Consider the following 16,768-nt stretch of genomic DNA (forward strand, 5'->3'; position numbering starts at 1 on the left):
CGGGTGTCGGGCCCGCGTGCGAGACTGGCCACGTGCGTTTGTATCGGGATGAGGCGGTGGTGGTTCGCCAGCACAAGCTGGGCGAGGCCGATCGCATCGTCACGCTGCTGACCAGGCAACACGGGCTCGTCCGGGCCGTGGCCAAGGGCGTGCGGCGCACCAAGTCGAAATTCGGGGCGCGGCTGGAACCGTTCTCCTACATCGACGTGCAGCTGCATCCCGGCCGCACCCTCGACATCGTCACCCAGGTGATCACCGTCGAGGCGTTCGCCGCCGACATCATCGACGACTACGGCCGCTACACCACCGCCTGCGCGATCCTCGAGACCGCCGAACGCCTCGCGGGCGAGGAACGCGCCCCCGCCCCGAAACTGCACGCCCTCACCGCCAGCGCCCTGCGCGCCATCGCCGCCAAGCACCGCCCGCACGAACTCGTCCTCGACGCCTACCTGTTGCGCGCCATGGGTTTCGCCGGGTGGGCGCCCGCCCTGGACGAATGCGCCCGCTGCGCCACCCCCGGCCCGCACCGCGCCTTCCACGTGGCCGCGGGCGGCGCGGTGTGCGTGCACTGTCGCCCGCCCGGCGCGAGCACCCCCATCACCGGCGTGCTCGACCTGCTCGTCGCGCTGCTGAAGGGGGAGTGGGCCTACATCGAGACCGTCCCCGACAATGTCCGCCGCCAGGCCAGCGGGCTGGTCGCCGCCCACCTGCAATGGCACCTCGAACGCCAACTGCGCACCCTGCCGCTGATCGAACGCTCCCCGGTAGGGCAGCGGGCCGAGGTCGGCTGAGGGCCGCTCTCGGCGCTGTCTCGCGGTCGCCGCGTGGCCCGTGTCCCGATCCGCCGACCGGAGCCCGTGCGGCCCGCGCCCGGCGATCAGGCAGGATGGTTGCCGTGATCCTGCGTCGTGACCCTTCTCCCGCGAGCAAGCCGCGCACCGTGCGCCCGCCGTCTCAGCACCCTTCCGGCGCCCGCCCGCCCGCGATCCCGCCGGAGCTCGTGCCCAACCACGTCGCGCTGGTGATGGACGGCAACGGCCGCTGGGCCCAGGAGCGTGGCCTGCCGCGCACCGCCGGACACGAACGCGGCGAGGCCGTGCTCATGGACTCCGTCGAAGGCTGCATCGAGCTGGGCGTCAAGTGGCTCTCGGCCTACGCCTTCTCCACCGAGAACTGGCGGCGCAGCCCCGACGAGGTGCGCTTCCTGATGGGCTTCAACCGCGACGTGATCCGCCGCCGCCGCGACGAGATGCACGAGATGGGCGTGCGGGTGCGCTGGGCCGGTCGCCGACCCCGCCTGTGGCGCAGCGTGATCAAGGAGCTCGAGGTCGCCGAGGAACTCACCCGCGACAACGACGTGATGACCCTGACCATGTGCGTCAACTACGGCGGTCGCGCCGAAATCGCCGACGCGGCAAGGGAACTCGCACGTCGGGTCGCGGCGGGCGAACTCGACCCGGAGAAGATCGACGAGACCGCCTTCGCGCGCTACCTCTACGAACCCGACATGCCCGATGTCGACCTGTTCCTTCGCCCGTCCGGCGAGTTCCGCAGTTCCAACTTCCTGATCTGGCAGGCCGCCTACGCCGAATTCGTCTACCAGGACACGCTGTTCCCCGACTTCGATCGGCGTAACCTGTGGGACGCCTGCCTGGAATACGCCAAGCGCGATCGCCGCTTCGGTGGCGCCAAATGAGTGATGGAGCCGACGTGGTCACCCCCGAGCTCGACCTGCAAGCCCGCACCGGCGCCTGCCTGCAGATGCAGGAGATCGACGTGCGCGTCGACGCCGACGGTTCACTGGGCTTCGAATACAACGGCGCGCTGTGCTCGATCCGCGCGGTTACCCTCGCGCCCGGCCTCACCGTGCTGTCGCTGACCAGCGTGCTGGCCTGGGATCGGCCGTTGAAGCCGCAACTGCACAAGCGCGTGGCCGAACGCAACAACGAGATCCAGTTCGGCTCGGTCACCCTGATCGCGCGCGGCAAACTCGGCGACGTGATCCTGCGCTACACCTTCCCCGCCGAGGGGCTCGACGACGGCGCGCTCACCACCATGCTGCTGCTGGCGCTGTCCGGCGCGAACAAGGCCCGCCAGGGTCTGCTCGCGCCGTAGCGCGTCAGTTTCCGGGCTTCCAGGTGAGCTTGCCGCCCTGGAAATCCTGGGCCTTGCCGCCCTGGAAGTCGTATTCGTCGCTGGTCGGGTAGCCGTAGCGGCCGTTCTCCGCGCCCGCGCGGATCCAGTCGGCCTGGATGCTGCCCCACACCGCGTGCGCGCCGGTCTTGGCGGTCCAGTAGATGGCGCCGGTCGGGAACATCGTGAACTGGCCGTCGCCCTTGCCCGCCGCGGACACGTCGGTGAGCGGGAAGCCCAGCGGGCTCGACTCCCAGCCCAGCGCCGCCCACTTGTCGCGGATCGGGCCGCTGATCTGGTGCGCGCCGGTGCCGACGGACCAGTAGATCGAGCCCTTCTGGAAGTGGTTGAAGCGCCCGGCGCCGCCCGGGGTGGACTGCTCGCGGGTGACCGGGTAGCCGAGCTTGCCCGATTCGTTGCCGGTCTCGGCGAACTTGTCGCGGATCTGGCCCGCGACGGTGTTGGCGTTGGTGTCGGGGTGCCAGTAGATGGCCGCGTTGTTGGCGAAGGTCTGGTACTTGCCCCCGGCCGCCGCGTCCGATTCCGGCGAGGTCGGATCGCCCAGCGCCGGGCCGCCGACCTGGTCGTACTCGGTCTCGATCGCGCCGCCCACCTCGAACCCGCCGATCATCCGGGCCTGCGCGGAGCCCGCCATGGCCGCGGGCAGGGCGGCCGCCACGGTGGCGGCGGCGAGGACGGCGAGGGTTCGTTGGTGCAATGCCACAGGAGACTCCCTGGTCGGATCGATGTTCCACGCCCCGGCGGCGTCGATCCCGCCGGTGCCGCGTCCGAACCTACCCGCTCGCCGCCGCCGGTAACAGTGAGCTTTCTAACGTTCACCGACCACGGCCGCCGGGGGCGTGACCGGGAACAGCATCGCCACCCCGCTCGCGAAATCGGCCGGCGTCACGTCCTCGAGCAGCAGGTGTTGCAGGATGAACCCCGGCAGCAGGCCGATGATCGTCTTGGCGAACACCTCCACATCGGCATCGGCGGGCAGCCAACCCAGCTCGCGCAACGCCACCCCGTACTCGCGCCACAGCTCGCGCATGGACGCGATGCCCGTGCGCACCGCCGTGCCCGCCTCCGGTGACACCAGTGCCAGCGCCCACGCCTGCGGTGCCAGGCGCAGCGGCCCCTCCGGTCCAGTGCGCTTGACGATCTCGGTGGTCAGCAGCCGCACGACCTCGGCCGGGGGCGGGGTGGGCTCGCTGTGGATGATCTCGGCGAGCCGCTCGCGCAGCGGTCCCATGGTGCGCTGCACGAGCGCGCCGATGATCTCGTTCTTGCTGGTGAAGTACCGATACACCGCGCCCGCCGACATCTGCGACTCGGCGAACACGTCCTGCATCGACGTCTCGTGGAACCCCTTGCGGGCGAAGCACAGCTGCGCGGCGTCGAGGATCTGCTGCCTGCGGCGTTCGAGGTGTTCTTCACTGACTCGGGGCATGGTCCCAAACTAAAACGAATATTCGTTCTTGACAAGCTTCGGGCGCGGTGCGACGGTGGAGACACCAAAAAGAACGAACATTCGCTTTAAGGGGAAACCGTCATGTCGATCACCCGCCGAGCAGTAGCTCTCGGCCTCGCGGCGACCGTGCTGCAAGCCCTGCTCCTGATCGCCTTCGCCTGGCCCACCGTCAACCTCGCGCCCCGCGACCTCCCGATCGCCGTCGCCGGCCCCGCCGCCACCCAGGTCACCCAGCAGCTGCACCAGCGCAGCCCCGACGCCTTCGAGATCACCACCGTCGCCGACGCCACCGAAGCGCGAAAGAAGCTGTCCGACAACGAGATCTACGGCGCCATCGTCACCGGCAACGGCGCACCCCAGATCCTGGTCGCCTCCGCCGCCTCACCCGCCGTGGCCCAGCAGCTCACCGCGCTGGCCCAGCAGCTCAGCGGCACCCCCGCCGTCGCGGTCGAGGACGTGATCGCCACCGACCCCGACGACCCGCGCGGCGCCGGCTTCGGCTCGATGGTCCTGCCCCTGGTCATGTCCGGCATCGCCGCGGCCGTCCTGCTCACCCTGCTCGTGCCCACCCTCGGCGCCCGCCTGCTCGGCCTGGCCACCTTCGGCGTCACCGGCGGCCTGCTCAGCACCCTGATCTTCCACACCTGGCTGTCGATCCTGCCCGGCTCCTACCTCACCCTGGCCGCCATCGCCGCCCTGGCCATGTTCACCGTCGCCGTCACCATCGTCGGCCTCGCCGCCGCCATCGGCCGCCCCGGCCTCGGCCTCGGCGCCCTCACCATGCTCCTGCTCGGCAACCCCTTCTCCGCCGCCACCTCCGCCCCCGAACTCCTCCCGCAGCCCTGGGGCACCCTCGGCCAACTCCTCCCACCCGGCGCCGCCACCTCCCTGCTCCGCTCGGCCGCCTACTTCGACGGGGCGGGCGCCCTGGCCCCCCTCACGGTCCTGCTCACCTGGACAACCGCGGGTATCGGGCTGCTCACCCTCGCGGCCTTCCGTACCCGCTGGGTCAGCGAGCCGACCCCGACCCCCGAGCAGGTTCCCGTCCCCGCCTGACCCTCGACACCGAGATGCTCCGCACAACCACCCCGGTCGTGCGGAGCATCTCGCGCTCGACCGGTCGTTCGCGTGCTGCGAACACCGGCGATCGGCTCAGGGAGTGATCGCACTGACGCCCGGCAGATCGCCGAACTTCGCTTTCGTATCGAGGGAGACAACCACCCGACCCGTCTCGGCGGAGTACAGCTGAGAAGTTCCGGGATGCCTCGGCGGCAGACATCGTGGTCAGCTCGTCAGGGGACAACAGGGAACTCCTGGTGGTAGCGCTGGGCTCGGGTGAGCATGCGGCGGATGCCGGCGATCATGCGGGGGGTGGGGAGGGGTTCGGCGATGATGGGGTCGCCGGTTTTGACGTAGTAGCGGCCGTCGGGGTAGTCCATCCACCAGAAGGTGCGGGCGGGGGCGGGGCGGTGGTCGAGGGCGGGGCCGGAATAGGCGGCGATCTCGCCGAAGGCGCGGCGGGGGCGGTGGAAGACGCGCTCGAGTTGTTCGGCGGAGCTGAGGCGGCCCGCGCGGTATTCGAAGTGTTCCTCCTCCTCGGCCAGTCGGTCGCGGCGGACCTCGAGCGGGGGTTTGGTGCCCGGTGGGGTGCGGGGGAGTGCGGCCACGGTCAGCGCGGCCACCTGGTCGGCGGTGCAGTAGGTGAGGGTGACATCGGCGCCGGTGTCCTCGTCGGCGCCCGACGCCTGGGTGAGGGTGGCGCCGACCGTGCCCCGGATCGCGCCGTGGAACCGGATGAGATTCGAGTTGTCCCTACCCACATAGCCTTTGGACTCGACCCTGGCCTCCGGCGCGAGCAGCACGTCGAGCGCGCGTTCGACCGCCGGATCGTACTTGCGCAGCAGACTCTCGACGGCGGCCTCCCGGTGCTTGCGCAGATCCTCGAATTCGACGATGTCGGTGCGGTATTGGAGCGGGTAGGGCAGCCGGTCGCGACCGTACCCGGACCACAGGATCTCGAACTCGAGGCCGGTGAACTCAGCTCGGTGCACTGTCGTCGTCTTCGTGTGCGCCGATCACCGGGGGTACGGTCCTGAGCCCGTCCGTGCCGAGCAGGGAGTCGCCGTTGTCCTGGGTGATCAGGTAGTCGGGGATGCCGGTGGTGCGTTCGTCGTCGGAGTTGTTGCGTCCCGCACCGGGGGCGCCCATGCCGCCCATACCCATTGCGCCGCGTCCACCGGTGGCGGTGGCGGCGGCGCGCGAGCCCGCCGCCGCGGCGGCCGCGCCGGGCGACTGGCTACCGGGGACGGCTCGACCGGGAGTCGCGCCGGTCGGGGTGCCGCCGCCACCCTGGCCTCCGCCTCCGCCTCCGCTTCCGGTTCCGGTTCCGCCCCGTCCGACGCCGACCGGACTGCCGACGAGCGGGCTGCCCGCGCCAGGGCTCCCGGCAGTCGGACTGCCGGGAGCTGTCGCGCCGGGGCTGGTCGGCGTCGTCGCGGTCGGTGTGCTGGATTGCGGTGTGGTGCTCTGCGGTGTGGTCGAAGTGGGATCCGTCGAAGTCGGTGTGGTCGAGGGTGATTCGGTGGTCGGCGCCGTAGCGGCAGGGTCGGTGCCCGGCGTACCCGCTGCCGGGTCGTCGGTGCCGGTGGGACTACCGCCGTCAGTGCCCGGATTGCCCTGGCCCCCAACGGCATTGGAACCGCCATGGGAACCCGGAGCGCCCGAGTCGCCGACGATGGTGGGCGCGGTCGGCAGGTAGGGCACGCCGTTGTCGGTCTGACCCGCCACCTGGCTGTACACGGTGCGCAGGATCCGCCTGCCCTCCTGGGTGGCTTCCTCGCGGTTGTGATCGTCGACCTTCATCACCCCGTCCGCCGGCAGTGTCTTCCCGGTGACATCGGCACGCTCGGTCAGCCCCGGCATCAACGCCTGCGTCTGCTCGATCCCGGTCCGCATCTCGGCCAGCTTCCAACTGATCGCCGTCGCCGCCTGCGACAGCGGAAGCGACTGCTGCGCATAGTTGTTCACCGCCGCCACCGCCGCGGACGCCGCCGCGCCCGTCCACCCACCACGCCCGTCGGCCCCGGTGACGGTCCGCGCGAACTCCTGATTGAACCCCACGAAGGTGCCCATCAGCGCGCCCCCGATATTCCCCCACGCCGTCACCGCGTCATCGACGAGCTGCGGTCTCATCGCCGCCACCGCCGCCTGCATCTGCTCGAGCGTCATCGAGTCGTAGCTGTCCGGGGTGGTGATGTGCGGCGGCTGGATATCGTCTTTGAAAATGGTGGCGTAGTTCCCCGCCGCCTGCCACCCATAGATCTTGGACCGCTCCGCGTTCCACTGCTCCTGCGCGGCGATCACCTTGGCCTTGTAATCCTCGTACGTCACAGGTGTTCTCCCGCCGCCGAGATCCTGGCACCGCTGCTCTGATCCTGCTCGACGAAGTTCGCGATCGCCTTGGCGACAACCTCTTTCGCCGTCTTGACGGCCTCGATGTGCTTCTTCAACGCTTCGTCGAGGGGGCGGTCGCCGCCGGATGCGGTGAGCGAGAACTTGCGCTCGAGAGTCTGGCTCGAGTTGAAGGAGCCGAACCCGGAGATATTGCGGACCTGGTCGATCTGGGCGTAGATCTCTTCCAGTCGGTCCAGATGGTCGTCACAGACCGTGTCCAGGCCCTTGCCGATTTCGGGATCGAGCGCGAGCTGACCGGCTTCGGCCTGAACCAGGAGTTGACCCCATTCAGCAGGGTCGATGCTGAGTAGCATTGTGCACCCTCTCAATCGGCGGGCAGGAATACAGCCAAGCTGTCGGTGAGGCGGCGTACCTCCGCGCACGGCGGGGGCGGCGACGACGCGCTGACCCGGTTCAGTAGTCGGAACAGGACAGACCCGTCCGGGACTTCGACGGCCAACGTGCAGCCCTGGTCATGGGTGGCCCCGGTTGTGCGCAGTTGGAGCGCGGTGTGGGAGCCCACGGTCGTGTCGCTGAAATCGGTGAAGTCGGTGCGCGACCGAGATTCGGCGAGTGTGTGTTCCGACGACAGAACCGAAAAGGTGTACTGCTTGGCCGAGTCCTGCCAGCTGCAAGTCTTCCACCCCGAGAAATCGACTCCGGCGACTTCCTTCTTTCGGCTGCCGACATTCAACCCGAGCTCACCGATCGCCGAATCCGGCAACGAACACGGATCCCACACCTTCGCCTCGGCATCCACCGAGGTAGGACTCGCCGCCACACTCACCACACTCGTCTGCGGAACCCCACTCGCTCGCTCCCCACCCCCGCACCCCACGACAACCGACCCCGCCAGCGCAAGACCGAAAACCCGCACCCCACAACCTAGAACTGTCATCGCCCTATCCCTCCCACAGAACCGGTCCCCACCCTGACATCCCCGCCCGCGATCGTAACGACTCTCGCCTCCGCCGCGCGAACGCGCGCGACCGAGTTGGTGAGCGCTGACAATTCGCGCCGCCCACCGCGAAGGACCCTGCCCTACTCCCGCGCACACGGCGAGGAAGCGGTGATGCTGAACCGCACTTCGCGGCTCGTCGCGTGTCGCTGTGCGCCGACGGAGAATCCCCTGGCGTCCTCATAGGTCCGGTTCACCGGGTCGTCGCCGGGTACGGGATCGGGGACGAGGGTGAAACCGGACGCTGTCAGTGCTTCGAGGTTGGCCAGCAGCTGATCGATCAACTCCGGCGAGGGGTCGATCACCGTCCTCGAGTGGTGCGGTGTCCACGGAGGGCCCACCGCCCGCAAGGTATCCGGGTCCGTCCGACAACCCGCGCCGAGCGCGACATTGCTCACCGCCACATCCGTTCGCTCGGGCCAGACCCGGTGGAAATTGGTCGTGACGATGGAGCCGGCCTCGGCCACGGTCACGCCGGACGCTTCCGCGATCTGCTGGTCGGTCGGTCCCTCGTCGACGAAGGTGGAACACCCGGTGAGGGTGGAGACGCCGATCACGGCGGCGAGCACGTATCTCATAGGGGCCATCTCACTTGATGTCGATCGTCGGGCCCGGTGCGGGATTGTCGGTGACGCGCGGATTGCGGTACGGCTCTATCTCGATTCCCAACGCGGCGGCGGCTTGCTTGGCGGCCGCGGCCTTCGCGGCGTCGAAACTCTCCTTCGCGCCGTTGCCGTTGTCGCCCAATCCGATGTCCACGTACGGAGTCTCGATCCCACGTTCGACGTAGGCGGTGGCGTCGGTTCCCGCGATCACCCCGACGATATTCCGGAACGCCGTCGACTGCGGATCGTCCCAATACTTGCCGTGCCCGTCGGAGCCGAAGACGACCTCACCGACGCTGTGGGAATCGATCTGGCTCCCATAGAACCCCGTATCCAACCGCGTAACCCCCGGAACCTCATCCGGATCCCCACCCAGAACCCCCGACCCATGCGGATTCCCCGGCAACACGATCCCACCCGGAATCCGAAGCCCCGCTTCGGGATAGGACTGCACCACCCCGATCAGATCCCCCGGCGCCGTCATCGAATACCGCCGCACCTCGGGATTCGGATTGTTCCACCCGCTGTCGAACACCCCCGTCCCCGCCGATGACGCGTGCAGGATCCGATCCGCCCGCAACCCCAACTGCTCGGCCGACCCGACGATCGAACCGCCGTAGGAATGCCCCACATAGGACACCGGCGTCCCGGGCACGGATCCCGCTACCTCGCGGTCGATTTCGCGTCCGAAGTCGACGAGCCGAGGAGCCATGTCGGCCGCGAACCGCGGACTCGGCGCCCCGTCGGACAGACTCGTCAGACTCTGTGGGAAGTCGCCTTCCATGTACAGCAGGATCGGCCCGCCCGTCTGATCGGCGAGGTTCCAGGCCGCCACGTGATTGGACCCGGACCCGTTCAGATTCGTGCTGGTCCCGGGCACGTAAACCCCAACCCCTGGCACGCCGGGCTTCATGTCGCCGATCATCTCGATCATCCGACCGTTGCCCTCGGTGCTGAACATCACGAACTTGCGATCGACCATCCCCAACTGCGCCGTCGAGCTACCGGCCGCGAGCGTGGCGGGCCCCGCGGGATCGGGAATCGGCGTCAGCATCGCCTCGAGCTGGCGGATCCGGGATTCGTCGCGGTCGGCTTTCGCCTTCTCCGAGGTCAACGCGTTGCGAACATTGATCTCGTTGGCTTCGATCCGCATCACGAACGGCACCCCGTTCAGATTCCCCAGCTTCTCCGGCGCCGCGATCACCAACTGGCGCTGCGCTTCCTGACTCAACCCGGCCAGGAACGTGGCCCGCTCGTCCGGCGACATCGCCGCCAGCCGGATCGCCACCGCGTCGGGATCGTGCAGCGACCCGTCGGCCAGGGCGATATCGGGCTGCCCGTCGCGCATCGCCCCGAGATCGCCCACCGATTCCCGCAGGCGCGTGCCGAACACCGTGTCCAGCCGTTCCAGCTCGTCCAACCCGCCGAGCAGATTCAGCTGGAAGACCCCGGCCGCCCCCTCCTTCTCGGGATCGACGTGGGTCACCCGCCCGTCGGCGGCCACCTCGAAACCCTGCCCGAGCGCGAGGTCGCGCTGGGCCAGCACATAGGTTCGGGCGTGCTTCAAGCCCTGGTAGGCGTCTTCGGCGTCGTCGGCGACCCGCAGCAGGACCGTGCGCACCTCGTACCCGTGGTCGACCTCCTCGTCGATCCGGCGCGAGGCCGCCTCCCTGGTCTGCCCGTGCCAGCTCCCCGCCGCCGAGACCGCGCGCGAGCAGTCGTCGACCGAGCTCGACAGCACATCGGCGTTGGCGCGGGCCGCCTCGGCGGCGCGGTGCAGGCCCTCGAGATTCCAGGTGTCGAGCTGGGGGATCGTGGGCCGCATCAGCGCGCTCCCAGCTTCGAGATCTCGCCCGCGATCGCGGCATCGGTGGCCTGGATATCGGCGGAGAACCGGTCGACGAGGTCGGCCAGGGTGGAATACCGCTCGGCGATCGAGGTCATCGCCTGTCGCGCCGGATCGGCCAGCTCGCGCACGGCGGCCAGCACTTCGCTGCCCACCCCGCCCGCCTCGCCCATCGCGGCCCAGCTCAGCGCCTCGACCTCGGCACCCTCGCGACGCCAGGTCGTGGCGATGGTTGTCAACTGATCGGGCTCAACGCCCAGGGTCGGACTCACGAGTTCCCCTCCTCCGTCGCCGAGAGGACTACGCGTCCGAGTGGACCGGTCCCTTCGTGAAGGTTGGACGGGGCACGCGCAGCGAAGGTTCCATCATGTGACGTGAGTCACACGGAAGCGCGGTTATGCACGCACTCGCGACACGTTCCGAAGATCTCGAGGGTGTGGCTCACCTCGGTGAACCCGTGGTCGCCCGCGATCGCCTCGGCCCACGCCTCGACCGTCGGCCCCTCGACCTCGACGGTGCGCCCGCACTGGCGACACACCAGGTGGTGATGATGCCCGCTCGAGCACTGCCGGTAGACCGATTCGCCGGTGTCGGTGCGCAACACGTCGACCATGCTCGCGTCGGCCAGCGATTGCAGCGTGCGATACACGGTGGTCAGGCCGATGTTCTCGCCGCGCTTGCGCAGCTCGTCGTGTAACTCCTGGGCCGAACGGAACTCGTCGATATCGCCGAGCAGGGCCGAGATGGCGCTGCGCTGACGGGTGCTGCGAACCCCGACCTGCTTCGCGGTGGTGTGCTCTGCCACGGTTTACCCTTCCTCGGCATGGGCGACGGCATCGACCACGATATGCGCCAGATGATCGTCGACCAGTTCGTAGAGCACCTCGCGACCCGAGCGCTCGCCGTGCACGACGCCCGCCGATTTCAGAATCCGCAGATGCTGGCTGACCAGCGGCTGGGTCACTCCGAGCGCGTCGACCAGCTCGTGCACGCAGCGCGGCGACTCGCGCAGCTGCAACACGATGGCGATCCGCACCGGCGCGGCCAGGGCGCGCAGCAGTTCGCCCGCGTCCTCGAGCACCGTGCGCGCGGGCACGGCGGCGGGGGCGGCGGAGTGGTATGGGGTGTGCGGGTGCGCGGGCACGGTGGTCATGAACCAACTCCTTAATGGAAACAGATTCCATTTTGATATGCATAATTGCGCATGTCAAATGACGCGCCGCGCGGACACCTCGGGTGCTGCGAACTCGGTGGACACGTGCCGATACGCTCTTATGCAAGACGAACGCCGTGTCGCACCGCAATAGTGCCGACACAGCGAACATTCCGACTCGCAGTGGATGGAGAAATCTCGCGTGGCACCCAAGTCGAAGGTGGACACCGTTGCCAACCTCGCCAAGCGCCGGGGTCTGGTCTACCCGTGCGGTGAGATCTACGGAGGCACCAAGTCGGCGTGGGACTACGGTCCGCTCGGCGTGGAACTGAAGGACAACATCAAGCGGCAGTGGTGGCGCACCATGGTCACCAGCCGCGACGACGTCGTCGGCCTGGACTCCTCGGTGATCCTGCCGCGCCAGGTCTGGGAGGCGTCGGGCCACGTGGCCACCTTCTCCGATCCGCTGGTCGAGTCGCTGCACACGCACAAGCGTTACCGCGCCGACCATCTCATCGAGGCGTACGAGGCCAAGCACGGCCACCCGCCCGCCAACGGCCTGGCCGACATCAACGATCCCGACACCGGCCAGCCCGGCAAGTGGACCGAGCCGCGCAACTTCTCCGGCCTGCTCAAGACCTTCCTCGGCCCGGTCGACGACGAAGAGGGCATGCACTACCTGCGGCCCGAGACCGCGCAGGGCATCTTCGTCAACTTCAAGAACGTCCAGGAGACCGCGCGCAAGAAGCCGCCGTTCGGCATCGCCCAGATCGGCAAGAGCTTCCGCAACGAGATCACCCCGGGCAACTTCATCTTCCGCACGCGCGAGTTCGAGCAGATGGAGATGGAGTTCTTCGTCAAGCCCGGCGACGACGTCGAGTGGCACAAGTACTGGATCGAGACCCGGCTGTCCTGGTACACCGACCTCGGCATCGACCCGGACAACCTGCGCCTGTTCGAGCACCCGAAGGAAAAGCTGTCGCACTACTCGGCGGGCACCACCGACATCGAGTACCGCTTCCGCTTCCAGGGCAGCGAATGGGGCGAGCTCGAGGGCATCGCCAACCGCACCGACTACGACCTCAAGACGCACTCGGAGCACTCCAACGTCGACCTGAGCTACCGCGATCAGGCCACCGGTGAGCGCTACACCCCCTACGTCATCGAGCCCGCGGCCGGTCTGACCCGGTCGCTGATGGCGTTCCTGGTCGACGCCTACACCGTCGATCAGGTGCCCACCGCCAAGGGCACCACCGAGGAGCGCATCAGCCTGCGTCTGGACCCGCGCCTGGCGCCGGTCAAGGCCGCGGTGCTGCCGCTGTCGCGCAACGCCGACCTCACCCCCAAGGCCAAGGATCTCGCCGCCCAGCTGCGCCGCAACTGGAACGTCGACTTCGACGACGCGGGCGCCATCGGCCGCCGCTACCGTCGCCAGGACGAGATCGGCACCCCGTTCTGCATCACGGTCGACTTCGACACCATCGAGGACCAGGCCGTGACGATCCGCGAGCGCGACTCGATGGCCCAGGAACGCATCGCCCTGGACCAGGTCGAGTCCTACCTGGCCGCCCGCCTCATCGGCGCCTGACACCCGCGAAGCCCGCGCCGACCCGGCGCGGGCTTCGTCGTGTCCTGGACCGCTGATCACCACGCTCTCCTGTCGGTTTTTCGCGCGACAGCCCGCCACCGGAGCGTGGTGATCTTGTTTCGGCGTGCAGGTGATCACAGTGCGTAGCTGACGGTTTGCGTTGGGTCGGCGCGTGGCTCACGATGTGCGATGTGCTGTGGGAACCGGAAGACGTGGTGCGGGTGCTCGACCCGTCGGAACAACGATTCGTTCGGCACGCCACGTTCACCGGACGATCGGTGACGGTGCGGGGCGAACTGGACGCGGCGGCGCTGGGCGCGGCGTTCGCGGCCCTGCAGGCGACGTTCCCGATCCTGGTCTGCCGGATCGTCGAGGACGCCGACGAGACCGGGATCCTGCTGCTGCCGGGGCATATCGAACCGGTCGGCGCGTGGGTGAGCTTCGGCGATCCCGACGAGGTGCGGATTCCGGCCGAGTCGATGGATCCGGGCGCGCAGTTGGCGTACCTGGATGTGGTTCTCGCCGAAGAGGATCGGGCGCGGGTCACGTTGTTCGCCCACCACAGCGTCGCCGACGCGGGGCATTGTGTCGAGCTGTTCGCGCGGCTGTGGGACTACTACACCGAACACGTGGAGACCGGGACGATCGCGCGCGCCGAGGCGGACTCGACGCAGGTGGCCGGGTATCCGGTCTCGCTCGAGCTGCTGCTGGCCGAGCGGGGGATCGGGCGCGGGGAGCGGTCGGGGCTCGAATCGGTGAGTCGACCGCTCGTCGTCGCCGATCCGATCGCCGTCGAACGGTCCGAGCCCGCACCGCCCGCGTTGGCGCGACCCGAGCGGATCCAGCTCGACCCGACCGCGACCGCGCGGGTGCTCGACACGGCGCGCGCGCACGCGGTGAGCGTCAACGGGCTGGTCACCGCGGCGGTGTTGCGGGCCTACGCGGAGCTGTCCGGGGCCGATCGCGTGTCGTGCGTGTACCCGGTCGACCTGCGCAGGCGGCTGGACCCGCCGGTCGCGGCCGAGGCGGGCACCAACCTGGCGGGTCTCGCCGCGTTCGTGACCGACGCCGCCGACACCGAGGACCTGGTCGAACTCGCCCGCCGGATCGGCACCAGCCTGCACAACGACCTGGCCGACGGGGTGATCGAACAGTCCGTCCTGCACTTCCCCGACTTCTACGGGCCCGCCCGCGTCCACTCCACCGCGGGCCACGTCGCCCTCACCAACACCGGCACGGTGCCCACCTTCCGCGCCCCCGCCGACCTGGTTCTCGACGACTACGAGATCGTCTACCTCTCCGCCCACCCCCGTCCCTCGACCGGGGCGTCCGCGGCCGTCACCTTCCTCGTCTACACCTACCTGGGCCGCCTGACGATCGGCCGACTCGGCGGCGGCGCCCACGCCGCCGAACTCCTGGACACGGTCGTCGCGGAACTGACCTGGTCGGCCGCCGACCAGGAAGCCGCATCCGCCTGAGTTCGACCGGCACGACGGCGCACGCTACTTCGGCACGAGCGGCTGCTGAAGCTCGGTGACCCACCCGTTGGGGTCGGGCGTCCACTCCAGCGTGACCTCGCGACAGGGCGCGCCGGTGCTGAACCCGTTGTCCGCCACCCACCGGGTCAGCGCCTGCCAGGCCGCGCCGATACCGTTCACATTCCCGCGATAGACGGTACTCGCCACCTGCGCGAGCGGCGGCAGCTCGACAATCGAAAAGTCCGGCGCCGCTGCGGGTTCCACAGCTACCGGCACGCACGCGTGCACCCCCACCGTCCCGTCGTCACGCCGGTCGTACCAGGCGAGCGCGGGCCCCGCGATCGCGATCCCGGCCTTCTCCAGCCGATCCGACAACTCGCTGAACAGCGGCCCGATCACCGGACTGATCGCCTGCGACTCGAATCCCACCGCCCAACTCGACGATTCGGCCACCCGAACCGCGGGCACCGACTTGATCACCACATCTGGCTCGGACAAGAGGCCCTCCTGGACTGATTCGGTCGGTATGGCGCGTGGCTCGTCCGCCCGGCGGATCGGCCATCAACTCACCCGCGATGGTCCCGCACCGGGCGGCGCCTGCGGGTCATCCGAAACGGGTGAACCCCGCCGACCGAGTTGCCGGTAACCTCCGTGCATACCGCGAGGTCAGCGGCCCCGCGCAGGAGACGAACCTGTGCTGATCCAGGTCAGGAGTGGTCGTGGCGAAGCTGGAGATCAAGCGCAAGTCCGAGTTCACTCGCGCCGAGTAGCCGGTGGCGACACACCCCGGTGACCGCGCGCGCCGCTGGTGGGCGTGGGCGGCGCTGCTCTGCGCCGTCGCCGCGGCGGTGGTCCCGATCCTCGCCGCCGGCTTCGTCGGCGCTGTCGCCCTGCTCGCCGCTTGCGCAGGCAGCCTGGTGATCACGGTGGCCGCGCTCTACTCGTTTCTCCGACACACCGGAGTGCTGCGCTGGCTCTCGCTCGCCGTGGCGATCCTCGCGCCGATCCTGGTCGCGATCTGGTTCGTGCGCGAACACCTGCTGTGGGTCGTGCTCGTCGCCGGTGCGCTCGCCCTGGCCGCGCTCGCCGCCGCCCGTACCGCGCTGCGTCGCAGTGCCGCGGAGACGGCGATGCCCGAATACTCCGTCGCCCCGCCGCGGCGCCCGTTCCTGATCATGAATCCGCGCTCCGGCGGCGGGAAGGTCGCCGAATTCGACCTGGTGCGCAAGGCCGAGGAGCTGGGCGCCACGGTCGCGCTGCTCGACGGCCCCGACCTCATCGACGTCACCGCGCTGGCCGAACAGGCGGTCGCCGACGGCGCCGATCTGCTCGGTGTCGCGGGCGGCGACGGCACCCAGGCCCTGGTCGCGGCGGTCGCGGCCGCACACGACCTGCCCTTCCTGGTGATCAGCGCGGGCACCCGCAACCACTTCGCGATGGATCTCGGCCTCGACCGCGCCGACCCCGCCCGATCGCTGGACGCCCTGCGCGACGGGGTGGAACTGCGCGTCGACCTCGGCACCGTCAACGACCGCCCCTTCGTCAACAACGCCTCGTTCGGGGTCTACGCCGAGATCGTGCGCAGCCCCGAGTACCGCGACGACAAGGCCGCCACGGTCCTGGCCCTGCTCCCCGACCTGCTCGCCGGCCACCGCGGCCCGACCCTGATCGGCCGCATCGGCGACACCGTCGTGCCGGGCCCACAGGCCATCCTGGTGAGCAACAACCCCTACGACACCAACGACCTCGCGGGCCTGAACCGCCGCGCGCGACTCGATCGCGGCGCACTCGGCGCGGTCACCCTCTCGGTGTCCAACACCAGAGAGGCGGTCGCCCTGCTCCGCCGCACCCGCCTACGCGGCCTGTCCCAACAACTGCCGGTCGAAGTGATCATCGAGGCCGACACCGAAGAGATCCCCGCCGGCGTCGACGGCGAATCGATGCTCCTACGAACCCCCGTACGCTGCACCATCCGCCCGGGAGACCTCCGAGTCCGGGTCCCGAGAACCAGACCGGGCGTCCGACCTCCGGCGGTCGCGGTGGATTGGGTACATCTGTGGCGCATAGTCCGAGGCTGACCGCG

The 16,768-nt window shown here is 69.3% G+C and carries 19 protein-coding genes; 7 read left to right on the plus strand and 12 right to left on the minus strand.

Features of this window, described 5'->3' with window-relative positions; translation table 11 throughout:
- Positions 1–32 precede the first annotated feature (32 nt).
- From recO to ACFP3H_RS19745, 3 genes are all read left to right on the plus strand, one after another.
- Positions 33–791 carry a DNA repair protein RecO gene (gene recO, locus ACFP3H_RS19735; protein ID WP_378608153.1) on the plus strand — a complete coding sequence of 253 codons (759 nt, stop codon included), beginning with the start codon at positions 33–35 and terminating at the stop codon, positions 789–791.
- A 95-nt stretch (positions 792–886) separates the two neighbouring features.
- Positions 887–1,696 carry an isoprenyl transferase gene (locus ACFP3H_RS19740; RefSeq protein ID WP_378608155.1) on the plus strand — a complete coding sequence of 270 codons (810 nt, stop codon included), beginning with the start codon at positions 887–889 and terminating at the stop codon, positions 1,694–1,696.
- 65 nt (positions 1,697–1,761) lie between these two features.
- Positions 1,762–2,115, plus strand: a complete 354-nt coding sequence (locus tag ACFP3H_RS19745; protein WP_378608421.1) for a YbjN domain-containing protein — start codon at positions 1,762–1,764, stop codon at positions 2,113–2,115.
- Positions 2,116–2,119: 4 nt separating this feature from the next.
- On the opposite strand, the gene ACFP3H_RS19750 is transcribed toward ACFP3H_RS19745, so the two are convergent.
- Both ACFP3H_RS19750 and ACFP3H_RS19755 read right to left on the minus strand, forming a co-directional pair.
- A complete protein-coding gene (locus tag ACFP3H_RS19750) occupies positions 2,120–2,857 on the minus strand; it encodes an LGFP repeat-containing protein (protein WP_378608157.1) in 738 nt (245 codons plus the stop codon).
- 105 nt (positions 2,858–2,962) lie between these two features.
- Positions 2,963–3,583, minus strand: a complete 621-nt coding sequence (locus ACFP3H_RS19755) for a TetR/AcrR family transcriptional regulator (protein ID WP_378608159.1) — start codon at positions 3,581–3,583, stop codon at positions 2,963–2,965.
- 102 nt (positions 3,584–3,685) lie between these two features.
- On the opposite strand from ACFP3H_RS19755, the gene ACFP3H_RS19760 reads away from it, so the two are divergent.
- Positions 3,686–4,660, plus strand: a complete 975-nt coding sequence (locus ACFP3H_RS19760) for a hypothetical protein (protein ID WP_378608161.1) — start codon at positions 3,686–3,688, stop codon at positions 4,658–4,660.
- A gap of 236 nt (positions 4,661–4,896) precedes the next feature.
- Here ACFP3H_RS19760 and ACFP3H_RS19765 read toward each other — a convergent pair whose 3' ends face one another.
- The 9 genes from ACFP3H_RS19765 to ACFP3H_RS19805 all read right to left on the minus strand — a co-directional run bounded on the left by ACFP3H_RS19765 (position 4,897) and on the right by ACFP3H_RS19805 (position 11,619).
- Entirely contained in the window at positions 4,897–5,655 is a 759-nt protein-coding gene (locus ACFP3H_RS19765; RefSeq protein ID WP_378608163.1) for an ESX secretion-associated protein EspG, read from the minus strand.
- A complete protein-coding gene (locus ACFP3H_RS19770) occupies positions 5,642–6,994 on the minus strand; it encodes a hypothetical protein (RefSeq protein WP_378608165.1) in 1,353 nt (450 codons plus the stop codon). The genes ACFP3H_RS19765 and ACFP3H_RS19770 overlap by 14 nt, the downstream gene beginning before the upstream one ends.
- Complete coding sequence (locus ACFP3H_RS19775; protein WP_378608167.1) at positions 6,991–7,371, minus strand: hypothetical protein; 381 nt, start codon at positions 7,369–7,371, stop codon at positions 6,991–6,993. The genes ACFP3H_RS19770 and ACFP3H_RS19775 overlap by 4 nt, the downstream gene beginning before the upstream one ends.
- Before the next feature lie 11 nt (positions 7,372–7,382).
- A complete protein-coding gene (locus ACFP3H_RS19780; RefSeq protein WP_378608169.1) occupies positions 7,383–7,955 on the minus strand; it encodes a DUF3558 domain-containing protein in 573 nt (190 codons plus the stop codon).
- A gap of 143 nt (positions 7,956–8,098) precedes the next feature.
- On the minus strand, positions 8,099–8,593 hold the full coding sequence (locus ACFP3H_RS19785; RefSeq protein WP_378608171.1) for a hypothetical protein: 495 nt from the start codon (positions 8,591–8,593) through the stop codon (positions 8,099–8,101).
- A gap of 10 nt (positions 8,594–8,603) precedes the next feature.
- Positions 8,604–10,445 carry an alpha/beta hydrolase gene (locus ACFP3H_RS19790; protein WP_378608173.1) on the minus strand — a complete coding sequence of 614 codons (1,842 nt, stop codon included), beginning with the start codon at positions 10,443–10,445 and terminating at the stop codon, positions 8,604–8,606.
- Complete coding sequence (locus ACFP3H_RS19795) at positions 10,445–10,738, minus strand: type VII secretion target (RefSeq protein WP_378608175.1); 294 nt, start codon at positions 10,736–10,738, stop codon at positions 10,445–10,447. Before ACFP3H_RS19795 ends, ACFP3H_RS19790 begins: the two co-directional genes overlap by 1 nt.
- Positions 10,739–10,845: 107 nt before the next feature.
- Positions 10,846–11,271, minus strand: coding sequence for a Fur family transcriptional regulator (locus ACFP3H_RS19800; RefSeq protein ID WP_378608176.1), 426 nt, complete (start codon positions 11,269–11,271; stop codon positions 10,846–10,848).
- Positions 11,272–11,274: 3 nt separating this feature from the next.
- Positions 11,275–11,619: an ArsR/SmtB family transcription factor gene (locus ACFP3H_RS19805; protein WP_378608178.1), complete on the minus strand. Its 345-nt coding sequence runs from the start codon at positions 11,617–11,619 to the stop codon at positions 11,275–11,277.
- 187 nt (positions 11,620–11,806) lie between these two features.
- On the opposite strand from ACFP3H_RS19805, the gene ACFP3H_RS19810 reads away from it, so the two are divergent.
- Both ACFP3H_RS19810 and ACFP3H_RS19815 read left to right on the plus strand, forming a co-directional pair.
- A complete protein-coding gene (locus ACFP3H_RS19810) occupies positions 11,807–13,207 on the plus strand; it encodes a glycine--tRNA ligase (protein ID WP_378608180.1) in 1,401 nt (466 codons plus the stop codon).
- A 182-nt stretch (positions 13,208–13,389) separates the two neighbouring features.
- Positions 13,390–14,685: a phthiocerol/phthiodiolone dimycocerosyl transferase family protein gene (locus tag ACFP3H_RS19815; RefSeq protein ID WP_378608422.1), complete on the plus strand. Its 1,296-nt coding sequence runs from the start codon at positions 13,390–13,392 to the stop codon at positions 14,683–14,685.
- A gap of 24 nt (positions 14,686–14,709) precedes the next feature.
- On the opposite strand, the gene ACFP3H_RS19820 is transcribed toward ACFP3H_RS19815, so the two are convergent.
- Positions 14,710–15,183, minus strand: coding sequence for a GyrI-like domain-containing protein (locus tag ACFP3H_RS19820; protein WP_378608182.1), 474 nt, complete (start codon positions 15,181–15,183; stop codon positions 14,710–14,712).
- 275 nt (positions 15,184–15,458) lie between these two features.
- Here ACFP3H_RS19820 and ACFP3H_RS19825 point away from each other — a divergent pair, with 275 nt between their 5' ends.
- Complete coding sequence (locus ACFP3H_RS19825) at positions 15,459–16,763, plus strand: diacylglycerol/lipid kinase family protein (protein ID WP_378608184.1); 1,305 nt, start codon at positions 15,459–15,461, stop codon at positions 16,761–16,763.
- The last annotated feature ends 5 nt before the right edge of the window (positions 16,764–16,768 follow it).

Origin of the sequence: Nocardia lasii (assembly GCF_042658545.1) — a bacterium.
Classification (GTDB): domain Bacteria; phylum Actinomycetota; class Actinomycetes; order Mycobacteriales; family Mycobacteriaceae; genus Nocardia; species Nocardia lasii.

Excerpts from the sequence above, each read along its gene's own strand:
- ACFP3H_RS19810 (WP_378608180.1), top strand. The coding sequence starts at position 11,807 with ATGGAGAAATCTCGCGTGGCACCCAAGTCGAAGGTGGACACCGTTGCC.
- ACFP3H_RS19805 (WP_378608178.1), bottom strand. The coding sequence starts at position 11,619 with ATGACCACCGTGCCCGCGCACCCGCACACCCCATACCACTCCGCCGCC.
- ACFP3H_RS19775 (WP_378608167.1), bottom strand. The coding sequence starts at position 7,371 with ATGCTACTCAGCATCGACCCTGCTGAATGGGGTCAACTCCTGGTTCAG.
- ACFP3H_RS19745 (WP_378608421.1), top strand. The coding sequence starts at position 1,762 with ATGCAGGAGATCGACGTGCGCGTCGACGCCGACGGTTCACTGGGCTTC.
- ACFP3H_RS19755 (WP_378608159.1), bottom strand. The coding sequence starts at position 3,583 with ATGCCCCGAGTCAGTGAAGAACACCTCGAACGCCGCAGGCAGCAGATC.
- ACFP3H_RS19815 (WP_378608422.1), top strand. The coding sequence starts at position 13,390 with ATGTGCGATGTGCTGTGGGAACCGGAAGACGTGGTGCGGGTGCTCGAC.
- ACFP3H_RS19760 (WP_378608161.1), top strand. The coding sequence starts at position 3,686 with ATGTCGATCACCCGCCGAGCAGTAGCTCTCGGCCTCGCGGCGACCGTG.
- ACFP3H_RS19790 (WP_378608173.1), bottom strand. The coding sequence starts at position 10,445 with ATGCGGCCCACGATCCCCCAGCTCGACACCTGGAATCTCGAGGGCCTG.
- ACFP3H_RS19780 (WP_378608169.1), bottom strand. The coding sequence starts at position 7,955 with ATGACAGTTCTAGGTTGTGGGGTGCGGGTTTTCGGTCTTGCGCTGGCG.
- ACFP3H_RS19740 (WP_378608155.1), top strand. The coding sequence starts at position 887 with ATGGTTGCCGTGATCCTGCGTCGTGACCCTTCTCCCGCGAGCAAGCCG.
- ACFP3H_RS19785 (WP_378608171.1), bottom strand. The coding sequence starts at position 8,593 with ATGAGATACGTGCTCGCCGCCGTGATCGGCGTCTCCACCCTCACCGGG.